23 protein-coding genes are annotated in these 21,507 nt (G+C 64.8%); 15 read left to right on the top strand and 8 right to left on the bottom strand.

Features of this window, described 5'->3' with window-relative positions; genetic code table 11:
- Positions 1-10: 10 nt before the first annotated feature.
- Positions 11-631 (bottom strand): L-threonylcarbamoyladenylate synthase, encoded by a 621-nt coding sequence (locus QK290_RS11420; RefSeq protein ID WP_282330773.1) that lies wholly within the window; start codon positions 629-631, stop codon positions 11-13.
- A 142-nt stretch (positions 632-773) separates the two neighbouring features.
- Between QK290_RS11420 and QK290_RS11415 the strand changes: the two genes are divergently transcribed.
- Positions 774-1,529 carry a ZIP family zinc transporter gene (locus QK290_RS11415; RefSeq protein WP_282330772.1) on the top strand — a complete coding sequence of 252 codons (756 nt, stop codon included), beginning with the start codon at positions 774-776 and terminating at the stop codon, positions 1,527-1,529.
- Between the two features lie 216 nt (positions 1,530-1,745).
- Here the strand turns inward: QK290_RS11415 and QK290_RS11410 are convergent, their stop codons facing one another.
- The 4 genes from QK290_RS11410 to QK290_RS11395 form a co-directional block, all read right to left on the bottom strand.
- On the bottom strand, positions 1,746-2,426 hold the full coding sequence (locus QK290_RS11410; protein WP_282330771.1) for a polysaccharide deacetylase family protein: 681 nt from the start codon (positions 2,424-2,426) through the stop codon (positions 1,746-1,748).
- Between the two features lie 293 nt (positions 2,427-2,719).
- Positions 2,720-3,028, bottom strand: coding sequence for a hypothetical protein (locus QK290_RS11405; RefSeq protein WP_282330770.1), 309 nt, complete (start codon positions 3,026-3,028; stop codon positions 2,720-2,722).
- A 161-nt stretch (positions 3,029-3,189) separates the two neighbouring features.
- Positions 3,190-5,472 (bottom strand): DUF2156 domain-containing protein, encoded by a 2,283-nt coding sequence (locus tag QK290_RS11400; RefSeq protein WP_282330769.1) that lies wholly within the window; start codon positions 5,470-5,472, stop codon positions 3,190-3,192.
- 76 nt (positions 5,473-5,548) lie between these two features.
- On the bottom strand, positions 5,549-6,271 hold the full coding sequence (locus QK290_RS11395) for a phosphatase PAP2 family protein (protein WP_282330768.1): 723 nt from the start codon (positions 6,269-6,271) through the stop codon (positions 5,549-5,551).
- A 154-nt stretch (positions 6,272-6,425) separates the two neighbouring features.
- Between QK290_RS11395 and QK290_RS11390 the strand changes: the two genes are divergently transcribed.
- A complete protein-coding gene (locus QK290_RS11390) occupies positions 6,426-7,109 on the top strand; it encodes a response regulator transcription factor (protein ID WP_282330767.1) in 684 nt (227 codons plus the stop codon).
- A gap of 80 nt (positions 7,110-7,189) precedes the next feature.
- Here QK290_RS11390 and QK290_RS11385 read toward each other — a convergent pair whose 3' ends face one another.
- On the bottom strand, positions 7,190-7,480 hold the full coding sequence (locus tag QK290_RS11385; protein ID WP_282330766.1) for a hypothetical protein: 291 nt from the start codon (positions 7,478-7,480) through the stop codon (positions 7,190-7,192).
- 136 nt (positions 7,481-7,616) lie between these two features.
- Positions 7,617-9,074, bottom strand: coding sequence for an ATP-binding protein (locus QK290_RS11380; protein ID WP_282330765.1), 1,458 nt, complete (start codon positions 9,072-9,074; stop codon positions 7,617-7,619).
- Positions 9,075-9,251: 177 nt separating this feature from the next.
- Between QK290_RS11380 and QK290_RS11375 the strand changes: the two genes are divergently transcribed.
- From QK290_RS11375 to QK290_RS11320, 12 genes are all read left to right on the top strand, one after another.
- On the top strand, positions 9,252-9,584 hold the full coding sequence (locus QK290_RS11375; protein WP_282330764.1) for a hypothetical protein: 333 nt from the start codon (positions 9,252-9,254) through the stop codon (positions 9,582-9,584).
- Between the two features lie 273 nt (positions 9,585-9,857).
- On the top strand, positions 9,858-10,673 hold the full coding sequence (locus tag QK290_RS11370) for an alpha/beta hydrolase-fold protein (protein WP_282330763.1): 816 nt from the start codon (positions 9,858-9,860) through the stop codon (positions 10,671-10,673).
- A 77-nt stretch (positions 10,674-10,750) separates the two neighbouring features.
- Positions 10,751-11,479 carry an ABC transporter ATP-binding protein gene (locus QK290_RS11365; protein WP_282330762.1) on the top strand — a complete coding sequence of 243 codons (729 nt, stop codon included), beginning with the start codon at positions 10,751-10,753 and terminating at the stop codon, positions 11,477-11,479.
- Positions 11,476-12,378, top strand: coding sequence for an ABC transporter permease (locus QK290_RS11360; protein ID WP_282330761.1), 903 nt, complete (start codon positions 11,476-11,478; stop codon positions 12,376-12,378). Before QK290_RS11365 ends, QK290_RS11360 begins: the two co-directional genes overlap by 4 nt.
- Positions 12,371-13,339 (top strand): ABC transporter permease, encoded by a 969-nt coding sequence (locus QK290_RS11355; protein ID WP_282330760.1) that lies wholly within the window; start codon positions 12,371-12,373, stop codon positions 13,337-13,339. Before QK290_RS11360 ends, QK290_RS11355 begins: the two co-directional genes overlap by 8 nt.
- Before the next feature lie 4 nt (positions 13,340-13,343).
- A complete protein-coding gene (locus tag QK290_RS11350; protein ID WP_282330759.1) occupies positions 13,344-13,922 on the top strand; it encodes a hypothetical protein in 579 nt (192 codons plus the stop codon).
- A 185-nt stretch (positions 13,923-14,107) separates the two neighbouring features.
- A complete protein-coding gene (locus tag QK290_RS11345; RefSeq protein WP_282330758.1) occupies positions 14,108-14,839 on the top strand; it encodes a DedA family protein in 732 nt (243 codons plus the stop codon).
- A gap of 149 nt (positions 14,840-14,988) precedes the next feature.
- Entirely contained in the window at positions 14,989-15,207 is a 219-nt protein-coding gene (locus QK290_RS11340) for a hypothetical protein (RefSeq protein ID WP_282330757.1), read from the top strand.
- 410 nt (positions 15,208-15,617) lie between these two features.
- Positions 15,618-15,782 (top strand): hypothetical protein, encoded by a 165-nt coding sequence (locus tag QK290_RS11335; RefSeq protein ID WP_282330756.1) that lies wholly within the window; start codon positions 15,618-15,620, stop codon positions 15,780-15,782.
- Positions 15,783-15,930: 148 nt separating this feature from the next.
- The gene (locus tag QK290_RS11330) at positions 15,931-17,175 is read left to right on the top strand and encodes an inorganic phosphate transporter (RefSeq protein ID WP_282330755.1); all 1,245 of its coding nucleotides are present in this window, start codon (positions 15,931-15,933) and stop codon (positions 17,173-17,175) included.
- Positions 17,172-17,393 carry a hypothetical protein gene (locus QK290_RS11325; protein ID WP_282330754.1) on the top strand — a complete coding sequence of 74 codons (222 nt, stop codon included), beginning with the start codon at positions 17,172-17,174 and terminating at the stop codon, positions 17,391-17,393. Before QK290_RS11330 ends, QK290_RS11325 begins: the two co-directional genes overlap by 4 nt.
- A gap of 37 nt (positions 17,394-17,430) precedes the next feature.
- A complete protein-coding gene (locus QK290_RS11320) occupies positions 17,431-17,988 on the top strand; it encodes a dihydrofolate reductase family protein (protein ID WP_282330753.1) in 558 nt (185 codons plus the stop codon).
- 21 nt (positions 17,989-18,009) lie between these two features.
- On the opposite strand, the gene QK290_RS11315 is transcribed toward QK290_RS11320, so the two are convergent.
- A complete protein-coding gene (locus QK290_RS11315) occupies positions 18,010-18,483 on the bottom strand; it encodes a hotdog fold thioesterase (RefSeq protein WP_282330752.1) in 474 nt (157 codons plus the stop codon).
- Positions 18,484-18,502: 19 nt separating this feature from the next.
- On the opposite strand from QK290_RS11315, the gene polA reads away from it, so the two are divergent.
- The gene (polA, locus tag QK290_RS11310) at positions 18,503-21,319 is read left to right on the top strand and encodes a DNA polymerase I (RefSeq protein ID WP_282330751.1); all 2,817 of its coding nucleotides are present in this window, start codon (positions 18,503-18,505) and stop codon (positions 21,317-21,319) included.
- Positions 21,320-21,507: the final 188 nt, after the last annotated feature.

Raw genomic sequence — 21,507 nt, 5'->3', positions numbered from 1 at the left:
AAGGAAGGGCTTACTCGAACCGGGACGGGTCCCCGGTGCCGCGACGCACCACTTCGGCCACGCCGCTGGAATAGTCGATCACCGTGGTGGGCTCGGCCCCGCAGTCGCCGGAATCGATGACGGCGTCCACCTCGTATTCGAGGCGTTCCTTGATTTCCCAGCCCTGGGTCAACGGGTCTTCCTCGTCCGGGAGCAGCAGGGTGCTGGAGAGCAGCGGCTCCCCAAGCTCGGCCAGCAGCGCCTGGACCACCCGGTTGTCCGGGATCCGCACGCCCACCGTCTTTTTCTTCGGGTGCAGCAGCCGGCGCGGTACTTCCTTGGTGGCAGGCAGGATAAACGTGTAGCTGCCGGGCGTGACGGCCTTAATGGCGCGGAAGACATCGTTGCCGATGTTCACGAACTGGCCCAGCTGGGCAAAATCCTTGCACACCAGCGTGAAGTGGTGCTTGTCATCGAGCTTGCGGATATTCCGGATCCGGTCCAGCGCATCCTTGTTGCCCAGCTGGGCGCCGAGAGCGTAACAGGAGTCCGTAGGGTAGGCGATCAGCCCGCCGTCGAGCACGATTTTCACGGCCTGCGTGATGGCGCGGGGCTGGGGATCCTGGGGGTGAACATCAAAGTATCTGGCCATGCCCCTGAGCCTACGACAATTGCCGCCCCTGCCAGTAGACAGGCACGGTTCCGTGCGTACGAGGCCGAAGGCGTATAGGTTCAGGGCGTACAGGTTCAGTCAGTCCGGTGAGCCCTGGGCGGACAAAACGAAAGGTGGCAGCATGCCGGTGTGGCTTCAGGCGTTGATGTGGGGAACCGTGGCCGGTGCTGCACTGGTGTTGGGGGCGGCCGCATCCTGGAAATGGGCCATTCCGTCCAAACTTGTCTCCTCGATCATGTCCTTTGGGGCGGGCGTGCTGATTTCGGCCCTGGCGTTCGAGCTCGTCGGCGAGGCGGTTGAGGGAGGAGGCCTGTGGCCAACGGTGACCGGGTTCCTGTCCGGCTCCGTGGTCTACGTCGGAGTAAACATGCTCCTGAACCGGGCCGGCGCAAAACACCGCAAACGCTCGGGCGGCCAGCAACCGTCGGAACAGGAGAGTCCCGGCAGCGGCACGGCCATCGCCTTCGGCGCCCTCCTCGACGGGATCCCGGAGTCGGTAGTTCTCGGCGTCGGACTCATCACCGCGGGATCGGTCAGCCCGGCCATGCTTGTGGCAGTGTTTATCTCCAACGTTCCCGAGGGTCTGTCCGGTACTGCGGGGATGAAAAAGGCCGGCCGCAGTACCGGATACATTTTTGGGGTGTGGGGAGGCATTGCCGTGTTGTCCGGGCTCGCCTCGCTGATCGGGTTCGTGGCATTGGAGAACGCGCCGGACGCCGTCGTCGCCTTCATCACCGCGATCGCGGCGGGCGGGATCCTGGCGATGCTCGCCGACACCATGATCCCCGAAGCGTTCGAGGAGCATCACAACCTCACGGGACTGACCGCTTCCGTAGGGTTCCTGACGGCCTTCACAGTCCACCAGCTCGGGGGGTGACCTCCAGCCGTCGGGCGGTCAGCCCACGTGCACCCACGGCCGCTTGGTGACATCCGGTTCGGCTTCGCGCTCGGCAGCGTCTTGTTCTGTCTGACGGAGCCGCGCGGGACGGGCCTATCCGCCAGTGCCGTCACCCGTCCTGGTCGCCGCCTTCGAAATTTTACTCGTTGAGGAGCACGGCGGCCAGGCGCGGACGGCGGCGTCTCCGCTGCCGGGTCAGGTATCGGTGAGTGGAACGGGGATGATTCCCGCGGCGTGCAATGCCGGCAGTGCACGGACGATTCCGGCGGCCGTTCCTCCGGTCGGGTGGTTGGCGTGGGCGATCACGATTTCCCCGGCCCTGGCTGCGGTGACTTCGCGGAATACCACCGCGGCGGGGTAGGTGGCGCCGCCGTCGCCGTTGGTGCTGAAGGAGACCGGGACCATTCCCATTGCATGGACAATCCGGACAGCGACGTCGTCAAGGTAGGCGGTCCCCGGCCGGAAATATCGGGCAGCCCTGCCGGTGAGACGGTGAATGGCGTCCTGGTTTGTCATGACCTCGTCGTAGATTTCGGCCACGCTGGCGGTCCCGGAGATGCCGTAGGCGCTGCGGCCGGAGACCGAGAGCGGCACGTGTCGGGTGCCGTGGTTGCCGATTTCGAACAGCGGGTTTTCGGCCAGTGACTTCGCCGGTCCCGGGTTGGCCCTGATCCATCGTAAGTTCAGGAAAAATATGGCCGGGGTGCCCGTTTTTTGCAGGGCATCGATGAGGTTCTGGTCCACGGCGTTACTGCCGGGGCCGCCGCAGCAGTCAAAGCTCAGAGCGATGCCCGCGTTTCCGGGAGGGAGACAGGTGAGGACTCCGGGAAGCTGAAGCCCCCAGGCCAGGGGCGCTTGCCCTGTGAAGGTTGCCACGATCTGTTCCTTGCCGGGTGGGGACGGTAAGGGCTCCGGAGGTAGAGGGGCTGGTGGAGGGCCCGCCGGGGCGGCGGCGTTGCGGGTGGCGTTCTCCGATCTGTCTGCACGGTTCTCGGGTGGATTTTGGCATCCGGCGAGGGCCAGCGCGGCGGAGAGGATGAACGCACGACGGCTGGCGGCTGTGCCCGGATGATTTCGATGAGCTGACCCCATGGCCGTGTCCGTCCTTTCTCTGTCCCGTCTTGCGGCCGCCGTGTTTTTAGGTGCAGGCATCCGGGGGTTTCGATTCCTCATTCCTGATTCTTCCCCGGTGTTCCGGCCCGGGATGGCGGCTGACGGTATGGTATGTGACCCGGATGCTGGCCGGAGCGGCTCCCTGCCGGGGGCGTTGGCGCCGGGAGGTTCATCGCCGGGACGCGGTCGTGTGCGCCGGGGCGGTCCGGTGTTGTGGGACGCCGTCCGGTGGGGCGGGAGCGTGTGGGCCGGCGGAGTATGCGTCGGGCCAGTGTCAGGCTTTCACCGAGGTTGATGGTGGGGAGGTAGGCCCGGGTGATGGCGTTGGCTATGGCCGGCAGCGCCGCGGCGTCGGGGTAGATCATGTAGAGGGGTTCGTAGTGTGGCTGGAATTTTGCTTTGAATGCCAGGAGGGACCTGAATCCGTAGATGGGTTCCAGGGTTGCGCCGAGCCAGCTGAGCAGCCGGTCGAGGCTTCCGGAGGTCTGCGGCCCGGCTGGTGTAGGTGTGGGCGGTGCATCCGCGTTCAGCCTGGCCAGGGGGGCCCGGAGAGGCTGATGAATCTGTATCCCTGGTCTTTGAGGCTGAGTGCGGCGGAGGCGATGAGGAATTCGATGCCGGCACGGAATCCGGTGCGGCGGCGCCGCATGAAGTCCAGGGTCCAGCCTTCGATGGTGCCGTTGTTATAGACGGGCAGCCAGGAGGCGACCGCGTGGACCGTGTGGGTGCTGTCGATGGCGAGCAGCAGGCGGACGTCGGGGTCGTTGAGTTCGTCGAGGCCGCCGAGGGTGAATCCCATTTCGGGCATCTTTTTGTCGGCCACCCATTCTTCGGAGATTTCCTGGATTTGGGCCAGTACGGAGAAGGGCGCGGTCGCGTAGGTGGTCCATTCGGCGCTGATGCCGGCTTTGGCCGCGTTGTTCATGGCCGTGCGGATGTCCTGGAATTTTTTTCCCCGGAAGGACACCGCATCCAGTTCCAGGATCGTTTCCTGGGCAACCTGGACTGAGTCCCAGCCGAGGGACGCGGCGTGGTCGCGTAGTTCCTGGGGCACGGAGTAATAGCACGGCGTCCAGCCTTGCTTGGTGCAGAACCTGGTGAACTCCGCGAACGCGGCTTTAGTCTGGGGCCGGGGTCCGACCGGGACTCCGAGTGTCAGGGCGATCCCGGCGATGACGCGGTAGGCGATGAAGCTTTCACCGGTCGAGGAGAACCAGTAGGTGTTCCCGGGCCAGGTTGTCATCCAGGACAGGGTGCTGCCTTGTTGGGTTTTCAGTATTTCCCGGGCGCGGCCGGTGCCGGCATTGTGTTGGGTCGGGGCCGGGCGCAGGAAGGTTTTCAGGACCAGGACGGCTGTGACGGTCCAGAAGGTGACGCCGATGCCCTCGTAGAGCAGAACCGCGAGGGTGCTTTGCGGGAAGAACGCCGGGGACGCATCCAGCATGTAACCCAGTGGTAGGAACCTGTCGGGAATGTCTGCCAGCAGTTCTCCCGGTCCCGGCCCGGGCGTAAAGCCGTCGGCCAGGACAGTACCGGCGGCCAGATAGATGGCACTGAGGACAGCTGCGGCGGCTCCGGTCCGGGCCGCGAGCTGTCGGTAGGTCCCCGCCGGGGCTGCGACCGGGAAGAGGCCACGGGAGATCAGCAACACGATGGTCAGCACCGCGGGCAGCAGTAGCGGCAGCACCAGGGCCAGCGGGTGCGTGTACCCGGCAGTTTCGATGGCGCCGATCCCTTCGGGCGCCGCAGCCCCCGGTGCCGCCGGATACAGGACTCCGGCAATAGTTATTCCGGCCAGCACGGACAAACCCAGCTGGATCAGCACGGCGGCGGCCCAGGCGAAGCGGCGTCCACGGCGTAGACCGTCTGCGAGCAGCACTAAGAGAAATGACGGGAGGATCGCCATGAAGATCCCGCCGGCGCCGGCGCGCAGTTGCAGTTGCGCGCCGGCGCATTCCTTCGCTTGTCCCGGGTCGGCGCACAGGGATTGGAGTATCGCCGGGTCCACGGGCTGAATGTTGGTGAATAGGAAACGCAGCACCGATAACGGTCCCGCGGCGTGTGGCGTCAGGCCAGCGACGACGGGCCCGATGGCCGATACGGCGACAAGGAGCGCGATCAGGACCCGGCCTTCATGTCGGGAGCTGACAGGGCGGACGAACCGGGGCCCCCTGCCGTGCAGGACCGGGCCCAGAAGGGCCCCGGCCCCTGCGGCACCGAGGCGGACCAGGTCGGCGAACCCGCCGCTATAGAGGGCCAGGAGTACCAGCAGGGCGAAGACGACCAGGCGGACCCGCCGCCGCCACAGCGTCGGCATCACTGCTGACCCCGCCATGATGGCCCCGGTCATGAGCGCACTGGGGCCCAGGAAGATGTGCCCGCTCATTTCCTGGGTCCAGGTCCCCATGACCTGCTGTGCAACCGTGAGGAACCCGAGAGCGGCAGAAATTCCGAGGATTTGAGAGCCAAGGGCCGCCGTGGCGAATCTTAGGCTCCCCATCCGGGATTCCAGGGCCAGCCCGACCACGAGCACAACGGCGCTGCCCAGCAGGTACCCGGCCAGGTTTTGCGCCCACACCCCGGAGGTCAGCAACGCCCACCAGTGACCGGGAAAAGAATGCGCTGTCGCCGCTACGTTGGGACGCAGGGTGCCGGCCGGGCCGGTGATGAGGGTGGAGGACAGTGCGCCGGCGGCCCAAAAGGCCAGGACAAAACCTACTGTGACCGGGGCTCGGCGGAGATTTCCGATCCGGGACAGCCAACGCCCTTGGCGGGCAACGGGTCCAGAATCCAGCGGTGGCGCTGCCACGGGAATTCCTTTCAGCAGATGCGGAGGGAGCGGAAATTCATCGGGGATATCCTGCAGGGTTGCTGGTCCTGTGGGGTCATTGCCGCCCCAGCGTTCTTGCCTCGAACCCGCGGATCAGGCCAATGCCGGAGATCCGCGGCGCTACGAGAGTATTCCATACCGGCAGCCATGCCAGGATCGCCGCGCTGCTGATCAGGACAGACCCGATTACATCGCTAAGGTAATGCACACCGAGGTACATCCGGGAGAACGCCACTATCGCGACGAAAAGTGAGCCTGCGGCCAGAACCGTCAGGCGCTGCCCGGTGCCGTGGGCTAGGACCAGCACGGCCGCCAGCGCCAGGGCGACTGCGAAGGCCGTGTGCCCGGAAGGGAAGCTGTTGTTGCCCGTTTCAGCGATCAGCGCTCCGGTCGCGTCGGCAGGCGGCCGGGAGCGGCTGACCAGGATTTTGCCGGCCGTTGAGGCCAGCCACCCGACAGCAACAACGGAGCCGAACGCCAGCGCCTGAACCGGGCGACGGCGGGACCAGAGCAGGTACCCGCAGATCATCATCACCAGCGCCAGGGCACCGGCCGGTCCAAGACCGTAATGAATGGCCTCACTGGCCGCAATCAACGCACTGTTCCTCCCATGACTCAGGGAGATGTCCAGGCCCAGCTCCGGGGCCAGTGGTCCGAAGGACTTCGCCGCCATCCCCGCCGCGGCCGTGGTGGCGAACAATGACGCGGCCACGGTGACCCACCACCAGGACCGCAGCCCCGGGAAGATCGTGGTCCGGCGGGCGGGGGAGGAATCCATGGTGCAGTCCTGACAGTATGAGCGCTGATGCGCCGGGGTGCCACCAGCTTGGGGCACCCGCCCTGAGAAAAAACTGAGAGCCGCTCCGCCGCTGCTCAGGTTCCGCTCAACGGGCGTCCGGGATACTGCAAGTACCAACGAAAGGGGGCCGGGCATGCGGGTGCTGCTGGTCGAGGACGAAAAAATGCTGGCCGAGACGGTCCGGCGCGGACTCACTAATGAGGGCTTCGTGGTCGACATTACCCATGACGGGGTCAGCGGCCTGTGGGCTGCTACGGAGAACCCGTACGACGTGATCCTGCTTGATCTGATGCTTCCGCTCAAAAACGGGTACGACGTTCTCAAGGAACTCCGGGAGCGGCTGATCTGGACCCCTGTTCTGATGCTCACGGCAAAGGACGGGGAATACGACCAGACGGACGCCTTCGATCTGGGAGCCGATGACTACCTGACAAAACCCTTCAGTTTCCTCGTGCTCGTCGCCAGGATCCGCGCCCTGATCCGCCGTGGCGCCCCGGAACGGCCCGTCACCCTGACCCTGGGGACGCTGTCACTGAACCCCGGCAGCCGCAACGTCCGCCGGGGCGATTCCCTCATTGAATTGACAGCCCGGGAGTATGGCCTACTGCACTACCTGATGCGCAGCCATGACCAGGTCGTGTCGAAATCCCAGATTCTCGACAACGTCTGGGACCCGGCGTTCGAAGGCGGCGACAACGTCGTGGAAGTTTACATCGGGTATCTGCGGCGCAAGATCGATAGCCCCTTCGGTCTGCAGACCCTGACCACCGTCCGGGGAATGGGATACATGCTGACCGCTGACCGGCCAACCGGATAAAAAGTGATGTCCGCGCCCGGCTCTCCTGCTCCGATGCAACGAGCGGCGCGTGGTGGGGGCGGGCCTGGCCGGCCGGGACTCTAAGCGCTGCCGGTGTGGAACCTCCATAGCGTGTGCAGGGCGGCTTCCCCGAATTCGAGTTCCTCTTCGATCATCCGCTCGTCAGTGTGGACTTCTTGGGGGTACCCGGTGAGGATAACCATATCCGGGCCGCCCTGACCTCGGTCCGCCGCGTCCGGACTTGCGGCCCGGGCGGCGCTGGCGGCAGTTCCCGTCGTTTTACCGTGTTCCGCGGCGGAAGCCGAACCCATGCCGAGGGTCAGCGCGACGATGATCGCCAATGCGGTGCTGGTTGCGCTGCGAAGGTTCATAGGGAGAACACTTCCGCACTGGAACTGAGGAACCGCTGTGACGTCCTGCGCTCCAAGGCCGCTCCCACATAACCCGATGAAGCCGCAACTGGCCCGTGCCCGGGCTTTCGAAACCTTTCAAAGCCGTCGCAGGCCTTCATGGCGCTTCGGCGAGCCGCGGGTCCACTGCCAGGTCCGGCCCCTCTGGTTGGCGGGCGGTGGCGGGAGCCGGAGGAAAGCCCAGCTCGAATCGGCAACCCCCGCCGGGGGTTTCACCGGTGCGGATCCAGCCGTGGTGAGCTGCCATAATTCCGGCCGCGATAGCCAGGCCCAGACCGCTCCCGCCGCTTTCACGGGACCGGCTTTGATCCAGCCGGACAAAACGTTCGAAAATTCGCTCCCGTTCCGCCGCCGGCACCGGCAATCCATCGTTGTCGATGCTAATGAGCGCCCCGTCAGTGGTGTTGCGCAGCCGAATGCTGATCCGGGATGCGGCGTGCCGGTCTGCGTTGTCCAGGACGTTGCGCACGACCTGGCCCAGACGCCGCGGGTCCCCGGATACCCTGACGGGCTCGAGGCTGACCTCGATAACGCGGGTGCTGGTGGAACGCAGCCGGCGGATCTCCTCGTTCAGGACATCATCCAGATCCACGTCCGTGCTCTCGAGCCGGAGACCGCCGTCGTTGGTTTTGGCCAGGGTCAGCAAATCCTCGACCAGGTAACGCATCCGGGCTGTTTCCCCCGCTAAAACGGTTTTCATCTGTTCCCAGGTCGCGCCGGAAGCGTCAGCGGCGGCGATCTCCACTCCGGCGCTGAGTGTCGCAAGCGGGCTTCGCAGTTCGTGGCTGGCGTCCGAGACGAAGCGGCGTTGTTCCTGGTCTGAGGCCTGCAGCCTGCCCAGCATCATGTTCATCGTCTCGGCCAGGGACTGGATCTCATCGGCGGTGGACGGAACGTCCACGCGCCCGTCCAGGCTCCGTGCGCTGATCCCTGCGACCTGGCCACGGATCAGTTCCACTTGCCGCAGTGACCGCCCGACCAGGACCCAGACGGAAATACCGACGACCACCAGCAGCAGCGGGGTGGCCCCGAGGATGAACCAGGCCACCGTGGAAACGGTGTCAGCCTGGACCTGGACGGTCGCGGCGACGACCACCGTGTAGAGCCGGCCCCCGACATCGACGCCGGTCGCCACGATCAGGAAATCGTCGTTGTCATGGAGGCTGTCCAGTCCGGTCACGTCCTGGGTCAGGGTCTGTCCGGCCCCGGGGCGAAGGGACGTCAATGGGGCCGCGGCAGCTGCAGGTATCGATGAGGCAAATACTGAACCTCCCGGTGCGAGAATTTGCACGTATTGACCGGTATGGGCGGTCGAGGCAATGTATTGGCCGGCCTCGGCGACGTCCTGTCCGGAGATCTGTGCGATGACGTCGAAGCTTTGCTGCCGCGCCGTCGTTTCCGTTGACGCCACGAGGGAGCTCTGGAGCAAGGCGAGCAGGACGATCCCGCCCACGGCCAGTGCTGCCGCGACGACCAGCACCGCAGTCGCAGTCGCGCGCTTGCGCACACCCCAACGCGCACCGCGCCGGCGCACCAAACCCTGAGCAGCATCCATGTTCCAAGGATGGGCCCGGCACAGGGCAGAAAACAAACCCCTCCCCCGGGTCCTGTCTCAGCCGGACCTCAAGCACGCTAAGTCTCCTCTCAGGCGCCACGGGCCACACTTGAACCATCGCCACCCGCACCGGGAGGCACCGGCGGACCCAAGAGCCCGCCACGAAAGGAGCCGGACATGAACGTCAAAGACCTGAAAACCAAGACCAAAATCGTCATCGTCAGTGCAGGAGTCCTCGGCATGGCCGGGCTGGGCCTTGGGGCCGCAAACGCTGCAACACCGGCGCCGACCACCACCCAATCCGTCACGGCGGACACGCCCACCCCGGGCGATACGGCTGACACACCAGGTGCCGTCGACACCCTCACCCCGGGCGACACGGCCGATGCCCCGGGTGCCGTCGAGGGCACCGAAGCGGCAGAGTCACCGGAGGCGCCCGGTGATACCGGTCCGAACATTGAGCAGACCGGTGACCACACCGATCCGGGGGACGCACCCGGTTCCCCGTAGCACCGACCCGCGCAGGTGGCCTTGAGGAAAGGACCGGCCGACAGCACAGCGCCGCCGGCGTACCGGGACCCGCGAAGCACCCCGCTTCGCGGGTCTTCCTGCGCCTGGGCAACAACACCAGCGTCCGGTATTAACTCCCGGAGTCCGGGAGCACCGGCAGTTCGAAGGACTACGGTATGAACACTCTTTCCGGGTTGGATCTGCTCACCGGGGTCGTTCCGGTCAGTGTCGGGTCCGCGGCAGCGGCGGCGGCACTGCTCCTCCTGCTCATGGGTGAAGCCGGCGGGTCTCCCTGCGGCCGGGACGATCAACTCGGCGCAGATTCCGGGTACGGCGTCCGGCTTCGCCGCCCGCAACGCCTACGTCTACCTCCCGTCGGCGTACCAGGCAGACACAGGACCGGCACTGCCGGTGCTGGTCCTGATCGCCGGTCAGCCCGGCTCGCCGGTCGACTGGGTTACCGCCAGCGGCGTCAAAACCGCCATGGATGCTTTCGCCGCAGCACACAACGGACTCGCACCCGTCGTAGTCATACCCGATGTCAACGGCTCCGCCACGGCCAACACCATGTGCCTGGATTCGCGCATCGCCAAGGCCCGCACGCACCTCTCCACCGATGTCCCCGCCTGGATCAAAGCCACCCTGAGAGTTGATCCTGACCCAGCACGGTGGGCGATCGGCGGTTTCTCTTTTGGCGGGACCTGCGCCGTGCAAATGGCGTCCCTGCACTCCGACATCTACCCCTCAGTAATCGACGTCAGCGGCGAAGCGGAACCGGCACTGGGCCCCAACCGGGCCGCGACCATCGCACAGGCGTTCGGCTCAGACACCGCCGCCTTCGACGCGGTCGCGCCCCTGAACGACCTGGCAACCCGGCACTACACCCACAGCAGGAGCTACCTCGCCGCCGGGGCGCAGGACGGCACGTTCGCCGGCTACCAGGCACGGGTCGCTGACGCAGCAGCTAGAGCCGGCTTTGACGTCAAGACGGCCCTGGTGCCCGGGCTGGGACACTCCTGGGAGGTTCCACGGCAGTCCCTGGCCCCGGCCGTGGGCTGGCTCGCACCCGCCCTTGGGCTGAACCCCTGATGCCGGAATCCGAAGGGTTCGGCGCATCCTCAGGGTTCTCTTATCGGCAGCGGCATAAGTTGCTAAGCATGACGGAAATGGCAATTGAAACCAGTGCGCTGGCTAAGACCTACGGGTCGAAACAGGCCCTTGAGGCCCTGAGCCTCGAAGTTCCCAGCGGCGAGATCTTCGGCCTGCTCGGACACAACGGGGCGGGCAAGACAACAACCGTGAATATCCTGACCACGCTGCTGCCTGCCTCATCCGGCACGGCACGGATAGCGGGCCACGACGTCAGCACCGGCGCTGACCGGGTGCGCCGGTCGATCGGTTACCTTCCGGAGAATGTCCAGTTCTACGACAACCTCACGCTGGCGGAGAACCTGACATTCTTCGCCCGGCTCTCCGGGGTACCGGATCCCGCCGCCCGCATCGAGACGGCACTGGCTGCCGTGGACTTCACCGGCCACGGCCAGGAACTGATGTCCACGTTCAGCAAAGGGATGCGTCAACGCGCCGGGATCGCACAGGCCATCCTGCACGAACCGAAGGTTCTGTTCCTGGACGAACCGACCTCCGGACTGGACCCCCAGGGTGTGGCCAAACTGCGGGAGATCATCATCGGCCTCAACCAGTCCGTGGGAATGACCGTGTTCATGAATACCCACCTTCTGGCAGAAGTGACCAAGACCTGCACCAGCATCGGGATCCTTAGCTCAGGACGGCTGATCTACCAGAACTCCGTCGCGGCCACCCTGGAGGCGTTCCCTGACCAGGCATCGCTTGAAGATATTTACCTCCACATCGAATCAGGCACCCCCTCATGAATCCCTGGGTAGCCACCGTCGGCCACGAACTGCGCAGCGCCGGCCGTGAACGCCTGCCCCAACTGCTCCTGATGATATTCATCGGCATGACCGCCGCCTCGGCATTTATCGGCTCGGCCGCGAAGGCAACCGTCACCGAGGTGTACAACTCAGCGGCCGGGCAGGGGCTCACGAGTGCCCCCAATCCGTTCGGGAATGTCCCGCCGCTCTACTATGCCCGCAACACCGTCATTTACATCCTCCTGATCGGGGCCCTGCTGGCCATCGTGCTCGGTGTCCAGTCCGCGATGCGGGACCGGCGTGCCCGGACGGTCGATCTGGTCCTGACCCGGCGCTTGTCCCCGGCCAGCTACCTGTCCGCGAAAATGGCCGGCATCAGCCTGGGACTCCTCGCCGTCCTGGGGACCTCGGCACTGATCAGCGCAGCCTGCATCAGCGCCGTCACCGGAACCATCCCCGCACCCGATCAGCTGCTCCGACTCACGGCACTTTTTAGCGTGGCATGGCTCTTCCTGCTCTTCTTCGTGGCCCTGGGCATGTTCAGCGGGATCCACGCATCCAGTTACACCTCTGCACTGCTGATCCCCATCGTGATCTGGAGCGTCATTATCTTCGTGTTTCCGCTGCTCGGGACCGCGGTCCACCCCGTCTCGCTGCTGAACCCCGTGACACCGCCCACGGCCCCGCAGACCGGCATCTTTGCGCTCACCGCCGCCCTCACCGGTCCCTTGTCACTCGGGGAGCACTTCAAACACGTCGCCGCAATCCTGCTCCAGGACCCCCAAGCCACCGGCACCATGACCGGCGGGATCACGGTGATCCTGGCCTTCCTCTTGGCCGGGATCGGCTCGGTCGTCCTGACCGGACGGCCCAGCATGCGAAAGGAAATCCATGACTAGCCTCATCACGCTGTGCCAGAAGGAACTCCGGGACCTCTCCCGCAACCGTTCCGTAAGGCTGCTCATCCTCTTCCTGGCCGTCGTCGTCGTGCTCACCGTCCTCGTCGCGGCCGCGGACTTCCGGACCAAAACTGCCGATTACAACACCTATCTCGCGGCCCTTCAAGCCAGCGGTGGTGCCGTGACCGCGCCGCCGCCTGACCTTTTCCCGCTACAGATGCTCCGGGCTGGCATGGAATACCTGGAAATCGTCGGGAGCCTCTTCGCCGTAATCCTCGGCTACGGACTGATCGCCAAGGAGAAGAACAACGGGACCCTGCAACTGCTTTTCACCCGCCCTCTTGGCAGGCACAGCTTCGCCGCCGGGAAAATCCTGGCCGCCCTGATCATCTGGACCGCCGTCACCACCGCCCTGTTCGCCGTCATCACCGCGACCTTGCTCATCGCCGGCAACGCCCCCCTGACGGGAACAGACCTCATCCGGCTGCTCATCGCCGCAGCCCACACCACCATCTACCTCACCCTGTGGTCCCTCGCGGCGCTGGCCCTGGCCGCCCTCACCCGGGCCCCGGCTACCGGGCTGATCCTGGCCCTGGTCCTCTGGCTCGTGGTGGTCCTGATCATCCCGCAAATCGGCGACACCATGGACCCGGACAACCAGATCCCCGGCGGCCTCTTCGCGAGCCTCCAAATCGACAAAGCCCACGAACACGCCGTCATGGCCAACTTCACCGGCTACGAAACAGCCCGCGACCTCATCGAACAAACCTCCCTGACCAAACAATATGAACGCCCCCTCTTCGCCTGGCTCGGCATCAAAAACCAGTACAACCAACAGAGCCCTGCATTTGTGTGGGCAGGGACGTTCAACCACAGCCTCTGGCTCCTCGCCGGTTTCGCGGCGGCCATCACCGCAGCACTCCTGGCCGGCACCCGGGACAAACTCCTCCGAAAGGCCTAGAACAATGAAGACGCTCACCCTCCAGAAAATTCTTCCCCTGGCACTGGTCGTCATCGCCGCCCTGGCCGCGATCCTGATCTGGCAGGGGACCCTCGGGGCCCCCACACCATCGGCCCAGCCCTCATCAACAGCCCCGGCGGCCACCGTGCTGCCCGTCACCAAAAACCCCATCGCCACCACCGGAACCGCCCCGGGACTCACCATCAGCAAAGCCAAGGCCGAAGACAACACCGACCCGCAAACCAACGCCGCCATTCCGGACCGGCTCCAGTTCACCCTGAGCAACTCCACCCCCGCCCCGATCAGCAGTATCGAGGTGTACTACACCATGACGGATTCAGCCACGGGACAAACGGAGTCCTACTACCAGAAGCTGGACGGACTGACCCTGGCGCCGGACACGTCCGCCACCGTGTATTTCGACAACGGCAACGGCCCCGGGCACTACACGGAAAACAAATACAGCCTCTACCGCACCTCAACCAACGAAGTAAAAATCAGCGTTGAGGCCGCCGCGCCCGGACTCGCACCAGCCACCGCCACCGCCACCAAAGCCAAGGGCACCGGCGAAAAACTAGACTGACACGGGCTGCTGCCGGGCCACGCGACGGTTCCGGGACAAGCCTCAGGATCCCCTCAGGCGTCATCATCCATGCTGGTAGTACCGATACGAACCCGCAGGAGACCCACCATGAAGAGCCCGAGCCAGAGCCAGACGGCCGCTGGAGGAGCAACCGGTCCGGCGGCCCGAGAACAGGACCGCACGTCATGACCTGGATCATCGATGCCATCCGCAACGCCGGGCCCCTGCCCGCCTACCTGATCATTACTGCCCTGGTCTTCGCCGAAGACGCCCTGTTCATCGGATTCATCCTGCCCGGCGAAACCGCAGCCGTCCTCGGCGGGGTCCTGGCCAGCCAGCACCATCTCCAACTCTGGCTAATCCTGCTTCTCGTCGTCGCCGCAGCCATCATCGGAGACACCGTCGGATACCAGATCGGCCGCCACTTCGGGTCCCGGATCCTGCAGATCCCCCTGCTCCAAAAACGCCGGCCGCAACTGGACCGGGCACGGGACCTGCTCGCCCGCAAGGGAGGATCGGCCGTGTTCCTAGGCCGGTTCACCGCGTTCTTCCGCGCCGTCATGCCCGCCCTCGCCGGGCTATCCCACATGCCCTACCGCCGATTTCTGGCCTTCAACATCGCCGGAGGCACCATCTGGGGGGCCGCGGTAGTCCTCGCCGGATACTTCGCCGGAAACGCCTACCTCACGGCCGCCAAAACCTTCGGACCCACAGTAACCATCGCACTACTGGCCGTCCTCACGGCCGCGGCGGCAGCCTGGTACGTCCGAAAAAGGATCAAAGCCCGAACCAGTCAGGGCCCCGCTGCGCCGCCATTCCAAAGCGAAACTCCCAGCCAGCCGGTGTCCTTGGAAACCAATCATCCCGAGGACCCGCAGCCGCCGATGCGGCCCGCACACACATGCACGGTCCCATAAATGAAAGGGTGCAACGGACCAGGGCGTTGCCGGCAGGTCCCCAGAGAGAACGTTCCCAAGGAAAGGACGAGCCGATGAACTTTGACAATCCCCAAATTCCCGTGCACGCTACGGCACCCCGCGCCGGAGGACCAGAAAACGACACAGTCATGTCGCTGCAAGACCAGGCCCGTGGCATCATTCAAGCGCTTCTGACCGACCCGGAAGCCGCATCTGTCGAGGCCACTCTGCACAGCCTTCTCGCTGCCCACCCGGATGACCACGTCGCCGTGCTCCGGGAACATCTGATCCTGATAAGGGGACTGGACCGTGCACCGAGGGACGGTACCGGGATCGCTACCGAACCCAGAGCCTGGCCGCACTCCTAATTTGCTTATCGATGACGACCAAATCAAGCAGTAGTCATGACAATGCAGCCCGAAACGGCTTTTCACCCCCACAGCCCGGGCCGCTAGAGGCTTCTACGGGTTGATGTACCAGGCGGACGGGAACCTCGTGCTCTACGTCCAGGGACGAGGACTACGTGTGGGACAGCAAGACAGATAACAACCCCGGAACCCGGCTCATCGTTCAAGACGACGGAAAAGCTGTCATATACCGGCCCGAAGGCACTCCGGTGTGGTAACAGGAACTCCCTAAGTCATGCAAGTGCCCTGCCATCGGTCTGGGCGGCAGCTGCTGGCCCTGCTTAACGGCGGAGGGCTGCGGAACGGGGGAGGGGTGGTGGAAGCTGGCCGCCCTCCAAGAGGACCTGGCGGCCAGCGACCCGGATGGCATCGTGTGGATCGACGACCAACTCCGGTATGAAGAGCAAGCAATGGGCTGGGCCGCTTTCCTGGGCCCGCGGATCCTGACGGTGTCGCCCGATCCCCGCCGGGGAATTTCTCCAGCTGAACTGGCCGCAGTCAGCGCGTTTGCCACCAAGCAGCTGTTTTTGACCTGATGCCAGGGGCGCGTACGATCGATAAGGTTTCAACCCGGCTCTGTTAACACCGCAGGTCATTCCACGTGAACTAAAGGTGAATTACGCTGTGCAGGGCAGACGGGGGCAACGGAACTGCTGAACGTCGTCTCTGCAGATTGGGCAACAGGTGGACATCACCTTTATGGTGGCGCTGGTCATCGGACTGGCACTATTTTTTGACTTCACTAACGGCTTCCACGACACCGCCAATGCGATGGCTACGCCCATCGCCACCGGTGCCATTAAACCGAAGACGGCAGTGACCCTCGCCGCAATCCTGAACCTGGTTGGTGCCTTCCTTTCAACGGAAGTGGCCAAAACAGTCTCCGGCGGCATCATCCGGGAAGGCTCCGACGGTGTCCAGATCACCCCGGACATAATTTTCGCCGGGCTTATGGGTGCCATCCTCTGGAACATGATCACCTGGCTCAAAGGCGTGCCGTCCAGCTCATCCCATGCGTTGTTCGGCGGGCTGATCGGCGCGGCCATCGCCGGCATCGGTTTTAATTCCGTGAACCTGGAAACCTTGCTCCAAAAGGTCATCCTCCCCGCTGTCTTCGCCCCGCTCATTGCCGGCCTTGTGGCGTACCTCTGCACGCGGCTCGCCTATGCGCTGACATCCCGGCACGATCCTGACACCGGCAGCAAACTGACGCAGAAGCGCGGCGGGTTCCGCACCGGCCAGATCTTCACCTCCAGCCTCGTGGCGCTGGCCCACGGAACCAACGACGCCCAGAAGACCATGGGCATTATCACGCTGGTGCTGATTTCCGCCGGCACCCAGGCCCCGGGCTCGGGCCCGCAGCTCTGGGTCATCACGGCGTGCGCATTGGCCATCGCTGTTGGCACCTACGCAGGCGGCTGGCGCATCATCCGGACCATGGGCTCCGGACTCACCGAGGTCAAGCCCGCCCAGGGCTTCGCGGCCGAGACCAGCACCGCTTCAGCCATTCTGGCTTCCTCCCACCTGGGCTTCGCCCTCTCCACCACGCAGGTGGCATCCGGCTCCGTGATCGGGTCCGGCATGGGCCGCAAAGGCACCACGGTGCGCTGGAACATGGTGGGCAAGATCGCCCTGGGCTGGCTGTTTACGCTTCCTGCTGCCGGTATTGTGGGCGCGCTGACCGCGCTGCTCGTGAAGACGGGCGTGGTGGGTGTGGCGATTGCCGCCGTCGCCGGCACCGCGGCGGTGCTGTTTATGTTCGTCTACTCCCGCAAGTCGTCGGTGGGCCACCACAATGCCGTGGAAGTCGAAGAAGCGGGCCAGGCCGTCCGCTTCGCCAAGAAGAAAGCCCTCGCCCGGGCCCGTGCCAAGCCGAGCCGGCAGAAGGACGCCGCCATGGCAGACCAGCAGAAGGACGCGCAGCTATGAAGTGGTTGGAACTCTTGACCGTGGCCGGCACCACCCTGGTGTCCGCAGTAACGGTGGTGGTCCTGTATTCGCTGGGCGTGCGGCTGACGGCCATCGCCGGCGACGCTGAGCAGGCCTCACCCCGCGCCAAGCGCTACTTCGCCTACCTCTGCTTTGGCCTCTGCGGCCTGGCTGTGCTGTTCGGGCTCTACCTGATAATTCCTTACTTCAGCAAGTAGCCCTTCAGCCCGTCCACCGCAGCGCTACTCTGGTTCCATGTGCAGGATCCAGTATTTCGTCGCGGCCTCCATCGACGGCTTCATTGCCACCCCGAAGGATGACCTGGCCTGGCTCCTCGAATTCGACGGCTTCGAGGGCGGCAAGGAAAGCTACGAAAACTTCATGGCCGCCGTCGGCTGCATTGTTATGGGCGGCGAGACATTCGCCTGGCTGATGGAGCACGAACCCGGAAACTGGCCGTACCCTTCCATACCCTGCTATGTGTTTACCCGGCACGAACACGTGGCCCCGGCCGGCACGGACATAACTTTCATCCGCGGTCCCGTCGAGGAGTTCATCCAGGACTTCAAGGATCACGCCGGTGAGAAGAACGTATGGGTGGTGGGCGGCGGCAACCTCGCTGCGCAATTCGCCGATGCCGGGCTGCTGGACGAACTCATCCTGTCGGTCATCCCGGTCGTCCTGGGCGAGGGGAAGCGGCTGCTCCCTTTGAAAGGCCCGACGACGCCGCTGGAGTTGACGGCGTCCCGCACCATGGGGCGGGGGATCGTGGAGTTGCGTTACACCCTCACAGCCCCGGATCCGACCCGCTAGCGGCCTGACTGCCTCAAGCTGTCAGGCCTCCGCCGGCTCGTTGTCCCGCAGCATGTTGGTGATGCGTGCCGTGGAGAGGCGGCGGCCTTTTTCGTCGGTCATCACAATTTCATGCGTTGTCAGGGTCCGGCCCAGGTGGATTGCCGTGCAGGTGCCTGTTACGGTGCCCGCGGCGATCGCACGGTGGTGTGTCGCGCTGACTTCAATGCCCAAGGCGTGCCTGCCCGGGCCAGCGTGCATCCCGGCAGCGAAAGATCCCAGCGTCTCGGCCAGCACCACATGGGCGCCGCCGTGCAGGATGCCCGCCACCTGGGTGTTCCCTTCCACCGGCATGGTGGCCACCGTCCGTGCCGGGCGCATCTCCAGGAAGTGGATCCCCATCTTCACGACCAGCGCGCCGATGCCCATGTGGCCGAGCCAGTCGTGGAGGTCCGTCGGGATGCCTGCTGTGACCAATTCCTCAGTGAAGGGACCGGGCGTGAAATTGTCCATCATGGCAACTAGGCTGGCACCTGTGAGTGAAACTACCAAACCGGCCCCCTTCCCGACCGAAATTACTGCGCTTGACGCTGCAGATGCCTTACAGGACATCAACGTCCTGCCGGTCGGAGGCCGGGTCTCCGCTACGGAAGCCCCAGTGGTTCCCAGCACCGGCCAGCCGCGGCTTCTGGTGCTTGACGGCCATTCGATGGCTTTCCGCGCCTTCTTCGCCCTTCCGGCGGACAAATTCTCCACCGCCAACGGACAGCACACCAATGCCATCCACGGTTTCACCTCCATGCTCATCAACCTGATCAAGGAACAGAAGCCCACCCACATCTGCGTCGCCTTCGACGTCTCGGATGACACCACCCACCGCAAAGCGGAGTACAGCGAGTACAAGGGTGGACGCAACGAGACTCCCCGTGAGATGAGCGGCCAGATCGACCTCATCGACCAGGTCATGGGCGCCTGGGGCATCAAGACCATCAAACTGCCCGGCTACGAAGCTGATGACATCCTGGCAACCCTCGCCGCCATGGGGGAAAAGGCAGGCTTTGAAGTACTGCTCGTCTCGGGCGACCGCGACGCCTTCCAGCTGATCACGGACAACGTTTTTGTGCTCTACCCGAGGAAGGGCGTCAGCGACATCCCCCGGATGGACGCGGCCGCCATCCAGGAGAAGTATTTTGTGACACCCGCCCAGTATTCGGACCTTGCCGCGTTGGTGGGGGAGACCGCGGACAACCTCCCCGGTGTTCCCGGCGTCGGTCCCAAGACCGCGGCAAAGTGGATCAATCTATACGGCGGTCTCGAGGGCGTTCTTGAGCACCTGGATGCAATCGGTGGAAAAGTAGGGGACTCCCTGCGTGCCAACGTCGAGGACGTCAAGCGCAACCGCCGGCTGAACAGGCTCCATACAGACCTTGACCTCCCGCTCACGCTGGACGACCTCGCGGAACCGCGGCCGGACGAGGCCGCCCTGGAAACGCTGTTCGACGAGCTCGAATTCAAGACCATCCGTACCCGCCTCTTTGCCCTGTACGGCAGCGAAGAAGTGGAATCCGCGGAGCGCGAAAGCATCGCCACGCCGGACTTCGTGGTCCCTGCCGAGGCAGCCGAGCTGGGTGCCTTCCTGGCGGCCGGCGCTGGCAAGACCTCGGCAGTCGCCGTCGACCTGGTGCCTGGGCGCATCGGCGAGGACGCCGCCGCACTGGCCATCGTCCGTGACGACGCCGCCGTCTATGTCGATCTCGCTGCACAGGACGCTGCTGCCGAAAATGTCCTCGCGGACTGGCTGCGCGATGAAAACTCCCCGAAGGTCATGCACGGCTACAAGGCTGCGCTGAAGGCCCTCTCCAGCCGGGGCCTTGGCCTGGAAGGCGTGGTGGACGACACCTCAATTTCCGGCTACCTCATCCAGCCGGACCGCCGCACGTATGAACTTGCGGAGCTGGCCCAGCATCACCTCAACGTCAGTGTCCCGTCGGAGGCCTCCAAGGCGGGCCAGCTGGAGCTGGCGTTCGACGGCGACGACGCCGCCGCTGCCGGTGCCCTGGTGCAGGTAGCGGCTGTGGTCCGGTCCCTGAGCCTGCACTTCGAGTCAGAACTCACCGAACGCAAGGCCGGGGACCTGCTGACCACCCTCGAGCTGCCGGTCAGTCGCGTGCTGGCCGACATGGAAACCGCGGGCATCGCCATCGACCTGCCGCGGATGGACGAGCAGATCGCTGATCTGGCCAAGGTGATTGACAACGCGCAGGAACTTGCCTTCGCCGCGATCGGCCATGAGGTCAATCTCGGATCGCCCAAACAGCTGCAGACCGTGCTCTTTGAAGAACTCGAGCTGCCGAAAACCAAGAAGATCAAGTCCGGCTACACCACCGATGCCGCGTCGCTGAAGAACCTGCTGGAAAAGACCGGCCACGAATTCCTGGTCCAGCTGATGGCGCACCGGGAGTCTTCCAAGCTGCGGCAGATGCTGGAGTCACTCAAGAAGTCCGTGACGGAAGACGGCCGGATCCACACCACCTATGCGCAGAACGTGGCAGCGACGGGCCGTATCTCCTCGAACAACCCGAACCTGCAGAACATCCCCATCCGCAGCGAGGAAGGCCGGCGCGTCCGCGGCATCTTTGTGGTCAGTGACGGCTACGAGTGCCTGTTGTCCGCGGACTACTCACAGATCGAAATGCGGATCATGGCGCACCTTTCGGGGGATGCGGGCCTGATCCAGGCTTACAAGGACGGCGAAGACCTCCACCGGTTTGTGGGCTCGAACATCTTCCACGTGCCCACCGAGGAAGTCACCAGCGCCATGCGCTCCAAGGTCAAGGCCATGTCCTACGGACTCGCCTATGGCCTGACCTCGTTCGGCCTGTCCAAGCAGCTGGAAATTTCCGTGGACGAGGCCCGCACCCTGATGAAGGACTACTTCGACCGGTTCGGCGCCGTCCGCGACTACCTTCGCGGTGTCGTGGACCAGGCCCGGGTGGACGGCTACACGGCCACCATCGAGGGGCGACGCCGCTACCTGCCGGACCTCACCAGCACGGACCGGCAGCTACGCGAAAACGCGGAGCGCATCGCGCTGAACTCACCCATCCAGGGATCGGCCGCGGACATCATCAAACGCGCCATGCTGGGCGTGCACGCTGAACTGGCCGCCCAGGGCCTGAAGTCGCGCATGCTCCTGCAGGTCCACGACGAACTGGTGCTGGAAGTCGCCGCCGGCGAGCGCGAAGCGGTTGAGAAGCTCGTCACCGAGCAGATGGGCTCGGCCGCGGACCTCAGCGTCCCGCTGGATGTCCAGATCGGCGTGGGCCCCAGCTGGTACGACGCCGGCCACTAGGAGGCGGGAGCGCGGCGCCTGGGGGAACGGCCGGCGTGTTGCTGTTGGCCAGGCGCCGGAATCATTGGTTAGGCTCGGCGGTGTGGCTGAACTGAGTGATGACTATGAAATCCGGCGCTTCACAGCGGCATCCAACGGCGAGGCGGGTTACCCCGACGCCGAATCGTGGATAAAGGCGGTGGCCTTCG

The organism is Pseudarthrobacter sp. AL07, assembly GCF_029960665.1.
GTDB lineage: Bacteria > Actinomycetota > Actinomycetes > Actinomycetales > Micrococcaceae > Arthrobacter.
This window is presented reverse-complemented; position numbering and strand designations above follow the sequence as displayed.

Coding starts and splice junctions, on each gene's coding strand:
- QK290_RS11420 (WP_282330773.1), bottom strand. CDS start 631: ATGGCCAGATACTTTGATGTTCACCCCCAGGATCCCCAGCCCCGCGCC.
- QK290_RS11415 (WP_282330772.1), top strand. CDS start 774: ATGCCGGTGTGGCTTCAGGCGTTGATGTGGGGAACCGTGGCCGGTGCT.
- QK290_RS11405 (WP_282330770.1), bottom strand. CDS start 3,028: ATGATCTACCCCGACGCCGCGGCGCTGCCGGCCATAGCCAACGCCATC.
- QK290_RS11395 (WP_282330768.1), bottom strand. CDS start 6,271: ATGGATTCCTCCCCCGCCCGCCGGACCACGATCTTCCCGGGGCTGCGG.
- QK290_RS11390 (WP_282330767.1), top strand. CDS start 6,426: ATGCGGGTGCTGCTGGTCGAGGACGAAAAAATGCTGGCCGAGACGGTC.
- QK290_RS11385 (WP_282330766.1), bottom strand. CDS start 7,480: ATGAACCTTCGCAGCGCAACCAGCACCGCATTGGCGATCATCGTCGCG.
- QK290_RS11380 (WP_282330765.1), bottom strand. CDS start 9,074: ATGGATGCTGCTCAGGGTTTGGTGCGCCGGCGCGGTGCGCGTTGGGGT.
- QK290_RS11375 (WP_282330764.1), top strand. CDS start 9,252: ATGAACGTCAAAGACCTGAAAACCAAGACCAAAATCGTCATCGTCAGT.
- QK290_RS11365 (WP_282330762.1), top strand. CDS start 10,751: ATGGCAATTGAAACCAGTGCGCTGGCTAAGACCTACGGGTCGAAACAG.
- QK290_RS11360 (WP_282330761.1), top strand. CDS start 11,476: ATGAATCCCTGGGTAGCCACCGTCGGCCACGAACTGCGCAGCGCCGGC.
- QK290_RS11355 (WP_282330760.1), top strand. CDS start 12,371: ATGACTAGCCTCATCACGCTGTGCCAGAAGGAACTCCGGGACCTCTCC.
- QK290_RS11350 (WP_282330759.1), top strand. CDS start 13,344: ATGAAGACGCTCACCCTCCAGAAAATTCTTCCCCTGGCACTGGTCGTC.
- QK290_RS11345 (WP_282330758.1), top strand. CDS start 14,108: ATGACCTGGATCATCGATGCCATCCGCAACGCCGGGCCCCTGCCCGCC.
- QK290_RS11340 (WP_282330757.1), top strand. CDS start 14,989: ATGTCGCTGCAAGACCAGGCCCGTGGCATCATTCAAGCGCTTCTGACC.
- QK290_RS11325 (WP_282330754.1), top strand. CDS start 17,172: ATGAAGTGGTTGGAACTCTTGACCGTGGCCGGCACCACCCTGGTGTCC.
- QK290_RS11320 (WP_282330753.1), top strand. CDS start 17,431: ATGTGCAGGATCCAGTATTTCGTCGCGGCCTCCATCGACGGCTTCATT.
- QK290_RS11315 (WP_282330752.1), bottom strand. CDS start 18,483: ATGATGGACAATTTCACGCCCGGTCCCTTCACTGAGGAATTGGTCACA.